14 protein-coding genes are annotated in these 16,833 nt (G+C 65.9%); 6 read left to right on the top strand and 8 right to left on the bottom strand.

Going from position 1 to position 16,833, the window contains the following annotated elements:
• Window positions 1–6 precede the first annotated feature (6 nt).
• The 7 genes from ptsP to tatA form a co-directional block, all read right to left on the bottom strand.
• Entirely contained in the window at window positions 7–2,547 is a 2,541-nt protein-coding gene (gene ptsP, locus F8N82_RS19515) for a phosphoenolpyruvate--protein phosphotransferase (protein ID WP_038996855.1), read from the bottom strand.
• Between the two features lie 19 nt (window positions 2,548–2,566).
• A complete protein-coding gene (locus tag F8N82_RS19510; protein WP_095162461.1) occupies window positions 2,567–3,589 on the bottom strand; it encodes an SIS domain-containing protein in 1,023 nt (340 codons plus the stop codon).
• Complete coding sequence (gene nagA, locus F8N82_RS19505) at window positions 3,579–4,676, bottom strand: N-acetylglucosamine-6-phosphate deacetylase (RefSeq protein ID WP_038996853.1); 1,098 nt, start codon at window positions 4,674–4,676, stop codon at window positions 3,579–3,581. The genes F8N82_RS19510 and nagA overlap by 11 nt, the downstream gene beginning before the upstream one ends.
• Before the next feature lie 10 nt (window positions 4,677–4,686).
• Window positions 4,687–5,418, bottom strand: a complete 732-nt coding sequence (locus tag F8N82_RS19500) for a GntR family transcriptional regulator (RefSeq protein ID WP_038996852.1) — start codon at window positions 5,416–5,418, stop codon at window positions 4,687–4,689.
• A gap of 70 nt (window positions 5,419–5,488) precedes the next feature.
• Window positions 5,489–6,244, bottom strand: a complete 756-nt coding sequence (gene tatC / locus F8N82_RS19495; RefSeq protein WP_038996850.1) for a twin-arginine translocase subunit TatC — start codon at window positions 6,242–6,244, stop codon at window positions 5,489–5,491.
• A complete protein-coding gene (gene tatB / locus F8N82_RS19490) occupies window positions 6,244–6,522 on the bottom strand; it encodes a Sec-independent protein translocase protein TatB (RefSeq protein WP_038996849.1) in 279 nt (92 codons plus the stop codon). The genes tatC and tatB overlap by 1 nt, the downstream gene beginning before the upstream one ends.
• A complete protein-coding gene (gene tatA / locus F8N82_RS19485; protein WP_038996848.1) occupies window positions 6,522–6,746 on the bottom strand; it encodes a twin-arginine translocase TatA/TatE family subunit in 225 nt (74 codons plus the stop codon). Before tatA ends, tatB begins: the two co-directional genes overlap by 1 nt.
• A gap of 142 nt (window positions 6,747–6,888) precedes the next feature.
• Between tatA and gspK the strand changes: the two genes are divergently transcribed.
• Complete coding sequence (gene gspK, locus F8N82_RS19480) at window positions 6,889–7,854, top strand: type II secretion system minor pseudopilin GspK (RefSeq protein WP_150777013.1); 966 nt, start codon at window positions 6,889–6,891, stop codon at window positions 7,852–7,854.
• A gap of 24 nt (window positions 7,855–7,878) precedes the next feature.
• Here gspK and F8N82_RS19475 read toward each other — a convergent pair whose 3' ends face one another.
• Complete coding sequence (locus F8N82_RS19475) at window positions 7,879–9,927, bottom strand: PhoX family protein (protein ID WP_038996846.1); 2,049 nt, start codon at window positions 9,925–9,927, stop codon at window positions 7,879–7,881.
• A 237-nt stretch (window positions 9,928–10,164) separates the two neighbouring features.
• Between F8N82_RS19475 and F8N82_RS19470 the strand changes: the two genes are divergently transcribed.
• Genes F8N82_RS19470 through gspF form a run of 5 tightly spaced genes read left to right on the top strand, consistent with a single transcriptional unit; the run spans window position 10,165 to window position 16,833 of the window.
• On the top strand, window positions 10,165–11,796 hold the full coding sequence (locus tag F8N82_RS19470; protein ID WP_038996845.1) for a lipoprotein UxpA: 1,632 nt from the start codon (window positions 10,165–10,167) through the stop codon (window positions 11,794–11,796).
• The gene (locus F8N82_RS19465) at window positions 11,793–12,218 is read left to right on the top strand and encodes a pilus assembly protein PilZ (protein ID WP_080764795.1); all 426 of its coding nucleotides are present in this window, start codon (window positions 11,793–11,795) and stop codon (window positions 12,216–12,218) included. The genes F8N82_RS19470 and F8N82_RS19465 overlap by 4 nt, the downstream gene beginning before the upstream one ends.
• 3 nt (window positions 12,219–12,221) lie before the next feature.
• Entirely contained in the window at window positions 12,222–14,174 is a 1,953-nt protein-coding gene (gspD, locus tag F8N82_RS19460) for a type II secretion system secretin GspD (RefSeq protein WP_038999584.1), read from the top strand.
• 5 nt (window positions 14,175–14,179) lie between these two features.
• Complete coding sequence (locus F8N82_RS19455) at window positions 14,180–15,628, top strand: GspE/PulE family protein (protein ID WP_080764867.1); 1,449 nt, start codon at window positions 14,180–14,182, stop codon at window positions 15,626–15,628.
• A gap of 2 nt (window positions 15,629–15,630) precedes the next feature.
• Complete coding sequence (gene gspF / locus F8N82_RS19450; RefSeq protein ID WP_038996843.1) at window positions 15,631–16,833, top strand: type II secretion system inner membrane protein GspF; 1,203 nt, start codon at window positions 15,631–15,633, stop codon at window positions 16,831–16,833.

Raw genomic sequence — 16,833 nt, 5'->3', positions numbered from 1 at the left:
CTCCGGTTATTGTTCTGTGCTGAGTGGGGAGTGGCGGTGTTGCAATGGGCGTGCGGCGAAATCGCGGCAGGCCTGGCGCACGGCGCGGGCGCTGGACAAGCCCAGCAGTTGCTGGCTGAAGGCGCGGCATTCGCTGCTGTCGAGTTGGCGCACGCGCTCCTTGATCTCGCCGACCTGCGGGGCGCTGACCGATAGCTCGCTGACCCCGAGGCCGACCAGCACCGAGGTGGCCAGCGGATCCGAGGCCAGGGCCCCGCACACGCCGACCCAGCGGCCATGGCGGGCGGCGCCCTGACAGGTCAGGTCGATCAGGCGTAGCAACGCCGGGTGCAGGGCATCGACGCGAGCGGCCAGGCCCGCATGGTCACGGTCCATGGCCAGGGTGTACTGGGACAGGTCGTTGGTGCCGATGGAGAAGAAGTCGGCGTGTTCGGCCAGGCGCTCGGCGAGCAGGGCGGCGGCTGGAACCTCGATCATGACCCCAAGTTCGGCGCGCTGGCTGATGCCCAGCTCGCTGGCCAGCCTGTCCAGGCGCTGGCGGATATCCAGCAGCTCATCGACTTCGCTGACCATCGGCAGCATGATCCGGCAGCGACGCTGCGGGCTGACCTGCAGCAGGGCACGCAATTGCAGGTCGAGCAGTTCGGGGCGCAGTTGGCTCAGGCGAATGCCGCGCAGGCCGAGCACTGGGTTGGCTTCGTGGGGCAGTGGCAGGTAATCCAGCTGCTTGTCGCCGCCAACGTCGATGGTGCGGATGATCACCGGCCGTTCGCCCATGGCATCCAGCACGGCCTGGTAAGCGCTGCGTTGCTCCTGTTCATCCGGGGCAGTGTGGCGGTCGACGAACAGGAACTCAGTGCGCAACAGGCCGACCCCATCGGCACCCAGGGTCAGTGCCTGGGCGGCCTCGGCAGCCGAGGCGACATTGGCGGCGACTTCGATCAGGCGCCCGTCACGGGTCTGGGCGCTGCCCTGGGCCGCAGCTTGCTGCTCATCACGACGCTGCTGGTGTTGCTGGCGCAGCTGCGCGACCTGGGCCAGGCGTTCGGCGTCTGGGGTGGTTTCCAGCCGGGCCTGTTCGCCATCCACGACCAGTACCTGGCCGGCTTGCAGATTCAGCAGGTCCGGGCCCAGGGCAACCAGGCAGGGCAGGCCGCGGGCGCGAGCGAGGATGGCGACATGGGAAGTGGCGCCACCGGCGACCATGCACAGCCCGGCCACCGCATGCTTGTCGAGCAGTAGCAGGTCAGAGGGCGTCAGTTCATGGGCAGCGATAATGGCCGAGGGTGGCAGGTCGAGCACGCGGGTCTCGCCGAGCAGGGCGCGCAGCACCCGTTGCTGCAAATCCTGCAGGTCGTTGGCGCGTTCGGCCAGCAGCGGCTTGTCGAGGGCCTTGAGGATCGCGCACTGGGCGTCGATGGCCTGGCTCCAGGCGTGACTGGCGGCGACGCCCTGGTCGATGCGCTGACGCGCGGCATCGATCAGTGACGGATCGTCGAGCAGTGCCAGGTGCGCTTCGAAAATGGCTGCGGCATCGCCCTGTTGCAGGTGCTGCAAATCACCCTCAATGGCGGTTTTGACGTTGGCGAGTGCGGCGTCCAGGGCCTGGTGCTGCGGGGCGGGTTGATGCCCGCCCGGATCTTGCGGCAGGCGTATCGCATCCAGGCGCGCCAGCGGTCCGCTGGCCAGGCCAGGTGATGCGCAGACACCATTGAGGATGCCGGGCTGCAGGTTGGCATCGGGTTTGGCCTGAACGCTGACGGCAGGGGCAGCATGCTGTTCGCCGACGGTCGCGGTGGCCACTGCCGCCAGCAGGGCCTGCAGCGCCGCGGCACTGTCGGCGCCTGTGCAGACAATCTCGACGTCATCCTCTTCGCCCACCCCCAATCCCATGATCGCCACCAGGCTGTTGAGCGGGGCGACCTGGCCGTTGAAGTGCAGTTCGGCGCGGCTGCTAAAACCCTGGGCAGTTTGGCGCAGCAAGGCCGCAGGGCGCGCATGCAGGCCGCCGTGATGAGCGACCCTGGCGCCACCGCGCACGGTCTCACCGCTGCTGGTGGCGGTGGTTGCACCGGCGCCGGCGTTGGGGATGACATCCAGCAGCGGTGCGCCCAGAGCCACCGAACGGGTGGTGCGCGGCAGCAAGCGGTAATCGCTGCTGTTGCTGAGGATTATCACGGTGATCAGGCTGGTGCAGTGTTGCGCAACCAGGTCCAGGTCAAAGCGAATCAGCGGCTGGCCACGCTCGACCCGTTCGCCATTGGTCACCAGCGCTTCGAAGCCGCTGCCCTGCAGTTGCACGGTATCAAGGCCGATGTGCATGAGGATCTCGGCGCCGTTGTCGGCCCGCAAGGTCAGGGCGTGGAGGGTTTTCGCCAGGTGAATGACGGTACCGGAGCAGGGCGCCTGCAGGCAGTCGTTGAGCGGGTCGATGGCGATGCCGTTGCCCAAGGTGCCACCGGCAAACACCGGGTCGGGCACCTGGTCGAGCGGCAATAGCGGGCCTTCGAGGGGGGCATGGAGGGTGATGTTCTTGTTGTTGGGCATGCGCAAGGTCCTCGGTGCCTCAGTGAGTTCGGGTCACTTTGCTCAAGTGACGGGGCTGATCCGGGTCCATGCCACGCGCCTCGGCCAGGCCTGCGGCCATGACATAGAAGCTCATGATCGCCAGCAGCGGATCGAGGCCCGGGTGGGCGGCGCTGCTCAAGGTCAGGTTGCGCTGAGGGATGTCCGCCGGCGCTGCCAGCAGCACCTTGGCGCCGCGCTGGCGCATGTCTTCGGCCAGTTGCAGCAAGCCTGCCTGCTCCACGCCGCGAGGGGCGAAGACCAGCAGCGGATAGTGGGCATCGATCAGCGCCATCGGGCCGTGACGCACTTCGGCGCTGCTGAAGGCTTCGGCCTGGATCGCCGAAGTTTCCTTGAACTTGAGCGCTGCTTCCTGGGCGATGGCAAAGCCTGCGCCCCGGCCGATGACCATCAGCCGCTGGCAATCGCGCAGTTGCTCGATGGCCAGGCTCCAGTCTTGCTCAGCGGCTTCGCGCAGTTGCCCGGGCAGGGCCAGGCCCGCTTCGAGCAGCGCCGGGTCTTGCTGCCAGTGGGCGACCAGGCGGGCGCTGGCGCTGAGGGTGGCGATAAAGCTCTTGGTGGCGGCGACGCTCAGTTCCGGGCCGGCGCACAGCGGCAGGTGGTACTGGCAGGCACGCTCCAGTGGCGAGTCTTCAGCGTTGACCAGCGCCAGGGTGGTGGCCCCGCGTTCGCGCAGGGTTTGCAGACTGTTGACCAGGTCCGGGCTCTGGCCCGACTGGGAAAAGCCCAAGGCCACCTGGCCGCGCACCTGCAGGGGCGAGCTCTGCAGGGTCACCACCGACATTGGCAGCGAGGCCACTGGCAGGCCAAGCTGCTGCATGGTCAGGTAGGCAAAGTAGCTGGCGGCGTGATCCGAGCTGCCACGGGCGACTGTCAGGGCAACCTGCGGCGCGAGGCTGCGCAGCTGTTCGGCGACGTTGGCGATACGCGCGTCGCAACGCTCCAACTGGGTTTGCACGACGGTGGTCGAGGTCAGGGCCTCTGCAAGCATCTTAGAGCTCAAGGTGTTCTCCTTCGACCATTACGCCGATCAGGTTGAGGTTGCGATCCAGGCTGACGGCGTCGGCCCAGCTACCGGGCTGCAGGCGCCCGCGTGCTTCCAGACCGAGGTAATCGGCGGGGAATTGCGACAGGCGCTGGGAGGCTTCGGCCAGGGGCAGGCCGATCTTCACCAGATTGCGCAGGGCCAGGTCCATGGTCAGGGTGCTGCCGGCCAGGGTGCCGTCGGGCAGGCGCACGCCGCCCAGGCATTTGGTCACGGTGTGGCTGCCGAGCTTGTACTCGCCATCGGGCATGCCGGCGGCGGCGGTGGAATCGGTCACGCAGTACAGGCAGGGGATCGAGCGCAGGGCCACGCGGATGGCGCCGGGGTGCACATGCAGCAGGTCGGGGATCAGTTCGGCAAAGCGCGCATGGGCCAGGGCCGCACCGACGATGCCCGGCTCGCGGTGGTGCAGCGGGCTCATGGCGTTGTACAGGTGGGTAAAGCTGGTGGCGCCGGCTTCAAGGGCCGCCACGCCTTCTTCGTAGCTGCCCAGGGTGTGGCCGATTTGCAGGCGCACGCCGCGTTCGCTCAAGGCGCGTATCAACGGCAGGTGGCCGGCGATTTCCGGGGCAATGGTGATCACTTTGATCGGTGCCAGGGCCAGGTAGGTGTCGACCTCTTCGAGCATCCCCAGGTGAGCGAAGTTCGGCTGTGCGCCGAGCTTGCCGGGGTTGATGTACGGACCTTCCAGATGCACGCCCAGGACCCGGGCGCCATCGCTGCGCGGCTGGCGGGCGTACTCGCCGAGCGCGCCGAGCACCCGGGTCAGCTCTTCCTTCGGCGCGGTCATGGTGGTGGCTAGCAGCGAAGTAGTGCCGAAGCGCACGTGGGTGCGAGCGATGGTGGCGAACGCCTGGGCGCCTTCCATGACGTCACTGCCACCGCCGCCGTGCACGTGCAGGTCGATGAAACCGGGCAGCAGGTAGGGCAGATCGTTGCTCTGCGGGTCGCATGGCTGGCCGTCGATGGCGGCGACGCGGCCGTCACGCAGCAACAGGCGTCCGCGTACCCAGCCCGTCGGGGTGAGTATGTTGTGTTCGCTCATGGGGGCTCCGCTAGCGTCGCAGCTCGGCGACAAAGTCGTAGTAGTCGTCGCGACAGTAGGTGTCGGTCAGTTCGATGGGGGTGTTGTCGTCGAGGTAGCCGACCCGGGTCATCAGCAGCATGGCGGTGCCCGGCTGGATGCCGACCCGCGCCGCCAGTTCGGCGCTGGCGTTGATCGCGCGAATATGTTGCAGGGCGCGCACCACCGGTTTGCCGATCTGGTCGAGGTACTGATACAGCGAATCGCCGATGGCTTCGGGGGTGCTCAGCAAGCGTGCGGGCAGGGTGCTGTACTCGACGGCCATGACAATGTCATCGGCCTTGCGCAGGCGTTTGAGGTGCACCACCTGTTCGTTGGGTGACAGGCTCAGGCGTACCAGCTCATCGGCAGACGGCGTATCGACGCTGCGTTCCAGCCACTGTGAACTGGGGGTGAAGCCCTTCATGCGCAGCATTTCGCTAAAGCTCGACAGGCGCGAGAGCGGTTGTTCAAGGCGTGGGGTAATGAACGTACCGGAGCCCTGGATGCGACGGATCAGCCCTTGCTCAAGCAGCACTTCCAGGGCCTTGCGTGCGGTCACCCGGGAGATGTCGAGGGCTTCGCTCAGGCTTCTTTCCGACGGCAATGCCTGTTCGGCTTTCCATTGCCCGGCATGAATGGCCTGTTCCAGATTGCGCGCCAACTGAAGGTACAAAGGGGTAGCCAGAGTGTCGTCGGGGCGCAGGGCGGTCAACGGAGGCATGGCGGTGGCTTCAGGTGGCGAGTGGTATTAAAAATTTAATACCACTTGCATACCACGTCAATACCACTTGTCAGCTGCCGCAGGCGACTTCCTGGTTGCCCTTGCGCTCGACGGCCGCACAAGCCAGCAAACCGACCTCAAACAAGATCCACATCGGCACCGCCAGCAGGGTTTGCGAAAACACGTCCGGCGGGGTCAGTAGCATGCCGACCACAAAGCAGCCGACGATCACATAGGGGCGGCTCTTGCGCAGGCTCGCAACGTCGCTGACCCCGGCCCAGACGATGATGAACGTCGCCACGGGGATTTCGAATGCCAGGCCAAAGGCCAGGAACAGGGCGAGGATGAAATCCAGGTACAGGCCGATATCGGTCATCATCGCCACGCCATCCGGGGTGACGCTGGCAAAGAAGCCGAACATCATCGGGAAGACCACGAAGAAGGCGAAGGCCATGCCCGAGTAGAACAGCACGATGCTCGACACCAGCAGCGGCAGGGCGATGCGCTTTTCCTGGCGGTACATGGCCGGGGCGATGAAGCTCCAGGCCTGGTGCAGCAGCACCGGCATGGCAACGAACAGCGCTGCCATCAGGGTCAGCTTGAACGGCGCCAGGAACGGCGAGGTGACGCTGGTGGCGATCATGCTCGCGCCTTCGGGCAGGTAGCGGCGCAGTGGCTCCGAGACCTGGGTGTACAGCGTCTGGGCAAACGGGAACAGGCCGAGGAATACCACGGCGATGGCCAGCAGGCAGCGTACCAGGCGCCTGCGCAGTTCGCGCAAGTGAGCGGTGAGCGGCATGCCGGGGTCGTGGGTTGCTGTGTTCATCAAAGGTTTCCGCTGGTTGGGCTATTGTCCGGCTGCAGGCTGACGCCGCGGCGCAGGTCCTGCTCCAGGCGCTGCAACGGCAGGGCATCGAGTTCCTGGCTCAAGGCCTGGGTGTCCAGTTCGCGGTCCACCTGGGCCTTGATCGAGGCCATGGCGCGCTTGGCCTGACCCAGGCCACGGCCCAGGGTGCGCGCCGCCACCGGCAGGCGCTCGGGGCCGAGCACCAGCAAGGCGACGATGCCCACCAGCAGCAGTTCGGTAAAACCGACTTCGAACATCAGCGCTGGCGTTCCGCGTGTTGCACGCTGTCAGCCTGCAGTGGCGCCTGGGGTTTGACCGGGCTGCTGGCCTCTTCCTCGGCCGGCCCGTTGCCCATGGATTTGCGAAAGCCCTGAATCGCATCGCCCACGTCCGCACCCAGGCCCTTGAGGCGCTTGGTGCCGAACAGCATGAACACGATCACCAACACGATGAGCAACTGCCAGATCCCGATACCACCCATGAAAACGCTCCAAGCTCATGAAAAAGAAGGCCTAATCCTGCCTGTGCTTTGTGACGCAAAAGTGACGTGCAGATGTATTTGCCATGTGCCTGCAACATCCGTTGTGTTGACTGACGCCTCATTTGCTCGGGATGTGCAGGTCATGGGTGCGAAGAGGCAACAAGGGGCGGCGCTGTTGATGGTGCTGGTGGTGCTGGCAATGCTCGCAGGTGGCTTGACCTGGCTGGTACAGGACGGTCGCCAGCAGATCGACGGCGTGCGCCTGGTGCAGCAAAGGGTGCAGGCCAGAGCGATGGAAGCTGCTGGCCTGGCCTTTGCCGAGCAGGCCCTGAAAGACCCGGCCTGGCGCGCCAGCCCGCTGTTCTGGCAGGCGCTGCGCGGTCAGTCGTTGGCCTATGCCTTCGTCGGCGGCTCGGCGGCCTTGCGTATCCGCGACCTGCACAGCTGCTTCAACGTCAATGCGTTGATTGGCGAAGAGAGCGAGCGGGCCGCGCGGCAATTGCGCTATCTGCTTGGCGATGACATGGCCGCCCAACGGCTGACCGATGCCTTGGCCGACTGGATCGACAGCGATGGCCAGACCCGTCTCAATGGCGCCGAGAGCGACCAGTACCTGCGCCAGGCGCCGCCGCGTCTGGCGGCCAACCAGATGATGGTCGACATGAGCGAACTGAACCTGTTGCTCGAACCCGACGCCCAGCGCCAACAACGCTATCCCCAGCTGTGTGCGCTGCCACAGACCAGCGGCTGGCGCCTGAACGCCAATGCCTTGAGCCTGGAACAGTTGCCGTTGCTCGAAGCGCTGTACGAAGGGGAGGTGTCGCGTTCGCTGCTGACCCGGATCATCACTGGCCGGCCCGCAGGCGGCTATCACGATGCGAGTGCATTGCGCCAGGCACTGGGGGCGATGGACGACGCGACGTTTGCGCGCCTGAGCGAGGGCTTGCTGCTCAACAGCGGTGATTTTACCCTGCAACTGGAGTTCGAACAGGACGGGCAGAAGATGCGCAGCGAATTTCAGCTGCGGGCACGAGGGATCGTGCAGTGGCACGCGCTGGTGCCAGCCCAGCAGGTGCAGGTGATCAGCCGTTCGCCGCAGCCCTGGTAGGGACTGCGGCAAGCGAGGCTTGGGTTAAACGCCGATTTCACCGCCATCGGCACGCTGGATCACCACGGTCGATGCCCGTGGGCGCACCTTGGTCCCGGCCGGGGTAACCGCAGTCGCCACATCGGTGGACGGCCAGTTATCCGGGTGCTGGATGTTGACGAAGATCGACTTGTTGTCCGGCGTGAAGGCAATGCCGGTAACTTCGCAGCCGTTGGGGCCGACGAAGAAGCGGCGCAGGTCGACCTGGTTCTTGGCGTTGACCGGCACCTGCTTGCCAGCGGCATCGACCAGGTCGGTCGGGATCACCGCGAGCATCTGGTCGTTGGTGTAGTCGGTCAGGGTCTTCTCGCCGTTGTCGGTCTGGAACCAGAGGATGCCGCGGCTATCGAAGCTCATGCCGTCGGGGCTGGCGAACTGGTTGAGTTCGGTCAGGCCCGAGCGGTTGATGTCGGCGGTGCCAGCAGCGTTGGCGCCAAACACGAAGATGTCCCAGCTGAAGCTCAGCTGGTCGTCGCTGTCGTGCCAGCGGATGATATGACCGTGACGGTTCGGCCCGCGCGGGTTGGCGGCATCGACCTTGGCCGCGGTGCGTGCGCTGTTGTTGGTCAGGGTCAGGTACACGTCGCCATTGAGCGGGTTGACCGTGGTCCATTCCGGGCGGTCCATCGGTGTTGCGCCGAGGGCGTCGGCAGCGCCGCGGGTGTTGAGGATGATGCCCGGCAGGTCGCCGTAGAGCGAGCCGAGGGTCTTGCCGCTGCTGGTCGGGGTGTTGACATCGAGCAGCAACCACACACCGGAGCCGTCGGCATTGAAGCGGGCGACATACAGTTTGCCCTGGTCCATGTACTTGTTGCCGGTGGCCAGGCGGTCGGCCGGGTTGGCATCGGCCGCTTGCCACAGCGCGGTGGAGACGAACTTGTACAGGTACTCGTTGTTGGAGTCGTCGCCCATGTACCAGACCAGCGGCTTGCCCACCACCGGCAGGCCCGGGCAGCAGCCTTCGTGGCGGAAGCGGCCGAGCGCGGTGCGTTTTACTGCCAGGGTATTGGCCGTGTACGGGTCGATCTCGACGATGTAGCCGTAGGTGCTGGCCTCGTTGCGAAAGTCATCGCTGGCGCTGGCGCCGCTCGGGGTGACGTTGAAGCGGCTGAATTCACCATCCACTTCGCTCGGATCGCCGGCCACGCTTTCCCACTTGTAGTTACCGGCCTTGGTGCTGACGCCAATGCGTTTCTGATCGGCCGGCAGGGTGGTGCTGGTGTTGACGAAAATCCCCGGCCAGTTCTCTTCGCAGGTCAGGTAGGTGCCCCACGGGGTGTAGCCGTTGCCGCAGTTGTTGTTGGTGCCGCGGGCCTGGGTGCCGTTCTTCGAGAAGCGCGTCTTGACGTGCTCGCTGCCGCGCAGGGGGCCGGCGATGTTCATTACCGTGGCGGTGGTGAAGCGGCGGTTGAGCGGGTCGTTGTCGACCACCTGCCAGCGGCCGCTGACTTTCTTCAGGCGGATGACCCCGGCGCCGTGGGCGTTGATCTCCTTGCGTACTTCTTCGACCGGACGTTTGCCGCTGCTGTCGCTGGTCGGGCCGTTGGGGTGCAGGGCGTCGGCGTCGATGTATTCGTGGTTGATCGCCAGCAGGCCGTCTTCGGAGCTGCCGTTGATGGGGAAGAAATGCATGCCGTCGTGGTGCATGCCTACCGAGTTGGCCTGGTCGGCGGAGGTGTTGCTGCCGTCGGCTTTCCAGGGGTTGGCGCTGGTGTTCAGCGGCGTGCCCCAAGGTGCCAGGACGTAGGCGGTATAACCGGCGGCGACCACACAGGCGTCGGTGCGCGAGCCTGGGATTGAAGTGAAGCCGAGCTTCAGTTTCGGCGGGGTTGGCGGCTCGACTACGGGTTCATCGTCATCCGAGTCACTGCTGTCAAAGCAGCCCGTCAGGCCAGTCCCGGCAATCATCGCGATCGCGGCGCCCAGGCCACCGCGTACCACGCTGCGGCGGCTCAGGTAAGACTCCAGAACGCTGTCCATGGGCAGGTTGCCACTTTGGTTGCGGTTCAGGTTGTCGCCGGTGTCTCGACTCATCAGTTCAGTTCCTTTTGTTCAATGATGCGGCGTGAAAGAAACCGGGACTTTAGTGAGCAAGTGTGATGATTGATTGGCAGTTTTGTTAAAAGGCGTTGAAGGAAATAAATCGTTACCACCTGATTTGTCTGAGGTTTTGCCTCAGCTGTCGATTAACTGCCATCAAACTGTAATCCAGGCGCCCCAATATCCCGGCCCGACAACCAATTAGCGCGAAGGCGACGGGACAGGCTGAACATGCACAGACGGGAAGTGTTGAACTGGATTGGCGTTGGCGCTGCGGCGCCGCTGCTCACGGCCTGTGCGGGCCTGGGCGGGACGTCGGCCGGCAACGATGCTTCGCTGGATGTGCTGTATTTCGCCGACACCCTCGACGCTCGCCAGGCGGGTAAGCCGGTGGTTCCGGCCACGCGCCTGGGGCCGGTCACGCACCTGGGCCAGGCACCCTGGATGACCGGCGCCAGCGCCCGCCAGGCCCGTGCCGAACTCAACCCGCTGCTCGATGCCAGCCTCGCCGATGGCGTGCATACCGGCGGCTACGCGGTGTTGGCGGCCTTGCTCGAGCAACTGCGCCAGGGCGCCGGGGCCGACCGCTGCCTCACCCTGGAAAACGGCCAGGGCTGGAATGGCAGTGGCCTGGCCTACCTGACTCAGGGCGGCAGCGGTGTTGAAGGCAGCCAGTTGCTGGGCAGCGACGTGCGGGTCAGCAGCGATGAGCGGGTGCTCTGGCCGCAGCGTTGCACAGGCCTTTACCGGCAATATGCCAAGACCGTGCTGGGTGCCGGCCTGGCTCCGGAGCTGTCCGCCGCGCTGGGTGTTTCGCCTTTCACGGTGATCCGCCGTGGTGGTGTGCGGGTTGCCGTGGTCGGCGTTACCGATCCCTATGCCCAGGACCAGAAAGCCTCGCTCAAACAGTGGTACCAGTCGTTGTTGCCGGCCTTCGAACAGGCCCGCGGGCAAGCGGACCTGGTGATCGCCCTGGCCGATGTCGGTACCGGCCCCGGCCTGTGGCTGGCCGAGCGCCTGAGCGATGCCGACCTGCTGCTCTGCGCCCGTGGTCAGGACTTCTGGCCGCAACCGGTCGCGGTGTTGCAAGCCAGCGGCAAGCGGGTGCCCGTGCTGTTTGCCGGCAATCGCGCCTGCGGTGCCTTTCAGGTGCGTTGCCGACGCCTGGCTGGCCAATGGCAGTTCAGCGCCGCATTTCACCCCGCGTTTGAAAGCAGCCTGACGCCCACTGCCCAGGCCCGTGCCTCGCAGTTGCGTGGGCTGCTGGCGCAGCAACGCGCCGGTCACGCGGCCTGGCTCGATCAACCGCTTGCCCGTGCGCCGCAAGCGCTATGGCGCCGTGATACCCGTGGCGGCAGTTGGGATCGCCTGCTGCATCAGGCGCTGGCTGCCGACAGCGGCTACCCGGTATTACTCCCGGGCCTGCGTTATGACAGCCCTCTGGCTGCGGGCCAAGCCATCACCCGCGAGCACCTGATCAGCCTGACTGGCAGCTACCCGGCACCGGTGGTCGAAGCGCCTGCCCGGCAAGTCGAGCAGGTGCTGGAAAACGCCGCCGAGCAGTTGTTCGGCGACCCTTTATTGCTCGACAACAGCCAGGACTTGCCGCGCTGGCTGGGCCAGCCCTGGCAGCTCAGCTATAGCCCGAGCGGCAAGCGCGTCTTCGGTTTCAGCGAAACCCAGGGCCAGTGCCGCACCTTCGGCCTGCAGTACGCCTCCAGCAGCGGCGAACCGTTGTGGCAACGGGTCGAAGCCTGGCTTGCACAGCAACCTGCCGACTGGCAATTGCCGGCGTTGCAACTGCCGCAGTTGCGTTATGTCCAGGGTCATCCTGGCTGGCATCCGCGTGAGCTGAACGCGTGATTGGTACTTCACGCCTGTGCAGCGCCGCGCTGCTGGCCCTGGCGGCCTGGCTCGCCGCCCAATGCGTGCTGCAGCTCAGCCATACGCCGCTGCCGGCCATGGCCCCGGTGCAGGAGGTGGCGCCATTGCCGGGCCTGATGGTCGGCCACTGGCAAGCCCGGGCCGACAGCGGCGCCGTGCCTTTGACCCGTTTACCGCTGGAGTATCTGGGCGGCCTGCGGGCCATGCCGGTCAGCGCCACGGTGGTGGTGCTGCGTTACGGCCAGGTCACGCGCACCTTGCGCCGTGGCCAGCGCCTGGCGCCGGGCATCGTGCTGGAGAGCATCGATGACCAGGGCCTGATTTTCGACAACCAGGGGCGGCGCGAACGCCTGCCCTGGCCGCCACGGCCTGCCGTGACCGGCTTCAAGCGCCAAGGATGAATGATGATCGCAAGACTCTGCCTGGTCAGCGTGCTGAGCCTGGGCCTCAACCTGGCCTGGGCCGAAGAGCCGGTGGCGCTGGATGACAACGAGACGCCGTTGTACGAAGTCAATTTCGTCGACACTGACCTGGGCGAGTTTATCGACAGTGTCTCGCAGATCACCGGCACCACCTTCATCGTCGATCCACGGGTCAAGGGCAAGGTCACCGTGCGCACCGTCGATCGCCACGACAGCGAAGCGATCTACGACATCTTCCTGGCCCAGTTGCGCGCCCAGGGCTTTGCCGCCGTCGACCTGCCCAACGGCAGCGTCAAAATCGTCCCCGACCAGGCTGCACGGCTTGAACCGGTGCCGGTGGAATCAGCGGGCAAATCGGCGCAAGGCAGCGACGGTGTCGCTACCCGCGTGTTCAATGTGCGCAATGCCGCCAGCGAGCAACTACTGGGCATTCTCAAGCCGCTGATTGATCCACGGGTCGGGGTGATCACGCCGTATCCTGCGGCCAACCTGCTGGTGATTACCGACTGGCGCAGCAACCTGGAACGCATCGACAGCCTGTTGCTGCAGCTCGACCAGGTCAGTGACGAGCCGATGCAGGTCATGCCGCTGCAACATGCCAGCGCCAACGACACCAGTAAGTTGATCAGCCAGTTGCTGGCCCGCGAGCAGGGCGCCGACAGCGCCCAGGTGGTGGCCGACCCACGCAGCAATGCCCTGCTGGTGCGCGGCAGCGCCGACAGCCGTGAGCGGGTGCGTGCCTTGCTGGCGCAACTGGACCGCCCCGGCGATAACCTGCGCAGCTCCAACACTCAGGTGATCTACCTGCGTCATGCCAATGCCAGCGAAGTGGTCAAGGTACTGCGCAGCCTCAGCCAGGACACGCTGCCGGCCGCAACCGGCGAGGGCAGCAAGGATGACAAGGCGCCGACGCCGGTCAGCAGCTCGGGGATTCGCCTGGAATATGAAGAAGGCACCAACGCCGTGGTCATGGTCGGCCCCGACAGCGAGCTGGCGGCTTATCGCAACATCGTCGAGCAACTGGACGTGCGCCGCGCGCAGGTGGTGGTCGAGGCGATCATTGCCGAAGTTTCGGATTCGCGCGCTGAGGAGCTGGGCGTGCAGTGGCTGTTCGCCGATGAGCACTTCGGTGCCGGCACGGTCAACTTCGGCACCGGCGGCGCCAGCATCGCCGCCATCGCCGGGGCGGCGGCGGGCAAGGACAATGCGGCATTGGGCAAGCTGCTGTCCGGTACCAACGGCCTGACCGCAGGTTTTGGCAACTTTGGCGGTGGCTTCAACTTCGCCGTGCTGGTCAATGCGCTGAAAAGCAAAAGCGGCTTCAACCTGCTGTCGACGCCAACCTTGCTAACCCTGGACAACGCCGAAGCGTCGATCCTGGTCGGCCAGGAAGTGCCCTTCGTCACCGGCTCCGTGACCCAGGACAACACCAACCCCTACCAGACCATCGAGCGCAAGGAAGTCGGGGTCAAGCTGCGCATCAAGCCGCAGATCAACATCGACAACACCGTGCGCCTGGACATCGTCCAGGAGGTCTCGTCGATTGCCGACAACGCCTCGGCCAGCGACGTGATCACCAACAAGCGCGAGATCAAGACCAAGGTCATGGTCGAGGACAACGGCCTGGTGATTCTCGGCGGCCTGATCAGCGACGAGGTCACCTCGAGCAAGCAGAAGGTGCCGTTGCTCGGCGATATTCCCTGGCTGGGGCGGCTGTTCAGCTCCTCCGGGCACCAGGGCGTGAAGCAGAATCTGATGGTGTTCATTCGCCCGCGCATCCTGCGTGACGGCCCGAGCCTGGCCAGCCTGAGCACCGAAAAATACCGCAACCTGCAACAGGACACGGCACTCAAACTGCCGGCCATCAGCGATGACGGCAAGCTGATGCAGGCCTTTCCGGCCAGCCGCCAGCGCCTGGACGAGGGCGTCTGGTGATGGAGCTGTTGCCCTATCGCCTGGCCCGCCAAGCCGGGCTTGCCGTGGCGCCTTCGGCGAGCGGCTGGAGCCTGTGGCTGCGCAGCGATGCCGACAGCGACCAGTTGCAGGAACTGCTGCGCGTGCAGGGCCAGCCGGATGAGGTCTGCCACCTCGACAGCGCCAGTTTCGACAGCCGCCTGGGTCAGTTGTACCAGGCCGGTGAAGGTGCTACCGCAGCGCTGATCGAAGGCATCGGCGAGCAGGTCGACCTCGACGGCCTGATGAGCGAGATGCCGCGCATCGAGGACCTGCTCGAAAGCGACGACGAAGCGCCGGTGATCCGCCTGATCAACGGCCTGTTCGCCCAGGCGCTTCGCCTGCAGGCGTCGGACATTCACATCGAGACCTTCGAGCAGAGCCTGGTGGTGCGCCTGCGCGTCGATGGCCATCTGCGCGAAGTGCTGCGCCCGCCGCGCGCGCTGTCGGCAATGCTGGTATCGCGGATCAAGGTCATGGCCCGGCTGGATATCGCCGAGAAGCGCCAGCCCCAGGATGGGCGTATTACCCTGCGCTCGGCCGGGCGCGAAGTGGATGTGCGGGTCTCGACCTTGCCCGGCATCCACGGCGAGCGGGTGGTAATGCGGGTACTCGACAAGCAGGCCAGCCTGCTGGCGCTGGCCAACCTCGGCATGCCGGCGGCGGTGGAGCAGGGCTTGCGCGGCTGCCTGGCGCGGCCCAACGGTATCGTCCTGAGCACCGGGCCGACCGGCTCGGGCAAGACCACCACGCTTTACGCAAGCCTCAACAGCCTCAACGACGGCAGCCGCAATATCCTCACCGTCGAAGACCCGGTCGAGTACGCCATCGCCGGCATTGGCCAGACCGCTATCAACCCGCGCGCCGGGCTGACCTTCGCCACCGGCCTGCGGGCCATCCTGCGCCAGGACCCGGACGTGATCATGCTCGGTGAGATCCGCGACCGCGAGACCGCGCAGATCGCCGTGCAGGCCAGCCTCACCGGCCACCTGGTGCTCTCGACCCTGCACACCAACAGCGCCGTGGGCGCGGTGACGCGCTTGCGTGACATGGGTATCGAACCGTTCCTGATTGCCTCGTGCCTGCGCGGGGTCATGGCCCAGCGTCTGGTGCGGCGCCTGTGCAGCTGTGCGCAGCCGCAACCCTTGCAGGCGGCCGAGCGGCTCCTGTGGCCGGAGCTGGCTGAGCTGAGCGAGACATTCCATGCCGTCGGTTGCGAGCAGTGCCAGGGCAGCGGCTATCGCGGCCGGCTTGGCCTTTATGAATTCATCGAGCTGGATGCGGGCTTGATCGGCTTGCTCTACGACGGCGCCAGTGAAGTGGCCATGCAGGAGCATCTGGCCGGTCGCCGCCAGAGCCTCGCCGGCATGGCCAGCGAGTGCCTGCGCCAGGGCTACACCAGCCTTGGCGAAGTGCTGCGCGCGGTGCAGGGCTAGCCATGCCGACCTTTCGCTACCAGGCGGTAGACCTCAGCGGGCGCGCACGCAAAGCCAGTATCCAGGCCGACAGCGAGCGCCATGCCCGTCAGTTGCTGCGTGAGCAGGGGCTGTTCACCCGGCAGTTGCAACGCCACGACACCGGCAATGCCCAGCCACGCCGCCAGCGTGTCAACCGTGCCCAGTTGTGCGAGCTGACCCGGCAACTGGCAACCCTGACCGGCGCCGGCATTCCGTTGGTAGACGCCCTGGCGACCCTGGAGCGGCAACTGGTGGAACCGGCCTTGCGCAACCTGCTGGTGGCGGTGCGCGGCTCGCTCGCCGAAGGCCTGAGCCTGGCCCGCAGCCTGGCGCGCCAGGGTGGCCTGTTCTCCGCTTTGTACTGCGCGCTGGTGGAGGCCGGCGAGCGCTCCGGGCGCCTGGCGCAAGTACTGGAGCGCTTGGCCGAGCACTTGGAGCAGGTCCAGCGCCAACAGCACAAGGCACGGACGGCGTTGATCTATCCCTGTGTGTTGATGGGCGTGTCGCTGGCGGTGGTGGTTGGCCTGATGACCTTCGTGGTGCCCAAGCTCACCGAACAGTTCTCCCATTCCGGGCAGAGCCTGCCGTGGATCACTTCGCTGCTGATCGGCATCAGCGACCTGCTGGTGCTGGTCGGGCCCTGGTTGCTGCTCGGCGGAGTGATGGCAGCGGTGCTCGGTGCCTGGTTGCTGCGCCGCCCGCACTGGTGTTTGCGCCGTGACGACCTGCTGCTGCGTATGCCGCGGGTTGGCAACCTGCTGGCAGTGCTCGAAAGCGCACGCCTGTCGCGCAGCCTGGCGATTCTTTGCGGCAGCGGCGTGCCGTTGCTTGAAGCCCTGCAGGTGGCTACGGCCACGGTCAACAACCGGCGCATTCATCTGGCCCTGCAACGGGTCAGCACCGATGTGCAGGGCGGGGTCAGCCTGCATCGGGCGCTGGATGCCAGCGGCCACTTCCCGCCCTTGCTGCTGAACATGGTCGCCAGTGGCGAGGCCAGCGGCACCTTGCCGGACATGCTCGAACGGGTCGCCGACAACCAGGAGCGCGGCTTCGCCCGCCAGGTCGACAGCGCCATGGCCCTGTTCGAACCGCTGATGATCCTGGTGATGGGTGCGGTGGTGCTGTTCATCGTCCTCGCCGTGCTGTTGCCGATCATGCAGCTCAACCAGGGCCTGACACTTTGA

The sequence above is a fragment of the Pseudomonas fluorescens genome (genome assembly GCF_902497775.2).
In the GTDB taxonomy this organism is placed as follows: Bacteria; Pseudomonadota; Gammaproteobacteria; order Pseudomonadales; family Pseudomonadaceae; genus Aquipseudomonas; species Aquipseudomonas putida_F.
The sequence above is the reverse complement of the archived record's forward strand: the minus strand, read 5'-3'. Positions and strand labels throughout refer to the sequence as shown.

What these genes read in the sequence shown, in the direction of transcription:
- ptsP (WP_038996855.1), bottom strand. Translation starts at nt 2,547, where the DNA reads ATGCCCAACAACAAGAACATCACCCTCCATGCCCCCCTCGAAGGCCCG.
- nagA (WP_038996853.1), bottom strand. Translation starts at nt 4,676, where the DNA reads ATGAGCGAACACAACATACTCACCCCGACGGGCTGGGTACGCGGACGC.
- F8N82_RS19500 (WP_038996852.1), bottom strand. Translation starts at nt 5,418, where the DNA reads ATGCCTCCGTTGACCGCCCTGCGCCCCGACGACACTCTGGCTACCCCT.
- tatC (WP_038996850.1), bottom strand. Translation starts at nt 6,244, where the DNA reads ATGAACACAGCAACCCACGACCCCGGCATGCCGCTCACCGCTCACTTG.
- tatB (WP_038996849.1), bottom strand. Translation starts at nt 6,522, where the DNA reads ATGTTCGAAGTCGGTTTTACCGAACTGCTGCTGGTGGGCATCGTCGCC.
- tatA (WP_038996848.1), bottom strand. Translation starts at nt 6,746, where the DNA reads ATGGGTGGTATCGGGATCTGGCAGTTGCTCATCGTGTTGGTGATCGTG.
- gspK (WP_150777013.1), top strand. Translation starts at nt 6,889, where the DNA reads ATGGGTGCGAAGAGGCAACAAGGGGCGGCGCTGTTGATGGTGCTGGTG.
- F8N82_RS19475 (WP_038996846.1), bottom strand. Translation starts at nt 9,927, where the DNA reads ATGAGTCGAGACACCGGCGACAACCTGAACCGCAACCAAAGTGGCAAC.
- F8N82_RS19470 (WP_038996845.1), top strand. Translation starts at nt 10,165, where the DNA reads ATGCACAGACGGGAAGTGTTGAACTGGATTGGCGTTGGCGCTGCGGCG.
- gspD (WP_038999584.1), top strand. Translation starts at nt 12,222, where the DNA reads ATGATCGCAAGACTCTGCCTGGTCAGCGTGCTGAGCCTGGGCCTCAAC.
- gspF (WP_038996843.1), top strand. Translation starts at nt 15,631, where the DNA reads ATGCCGACCTTTCGCTACCAGGCGGTAGACCTCAGCGGGCGCGCACGC.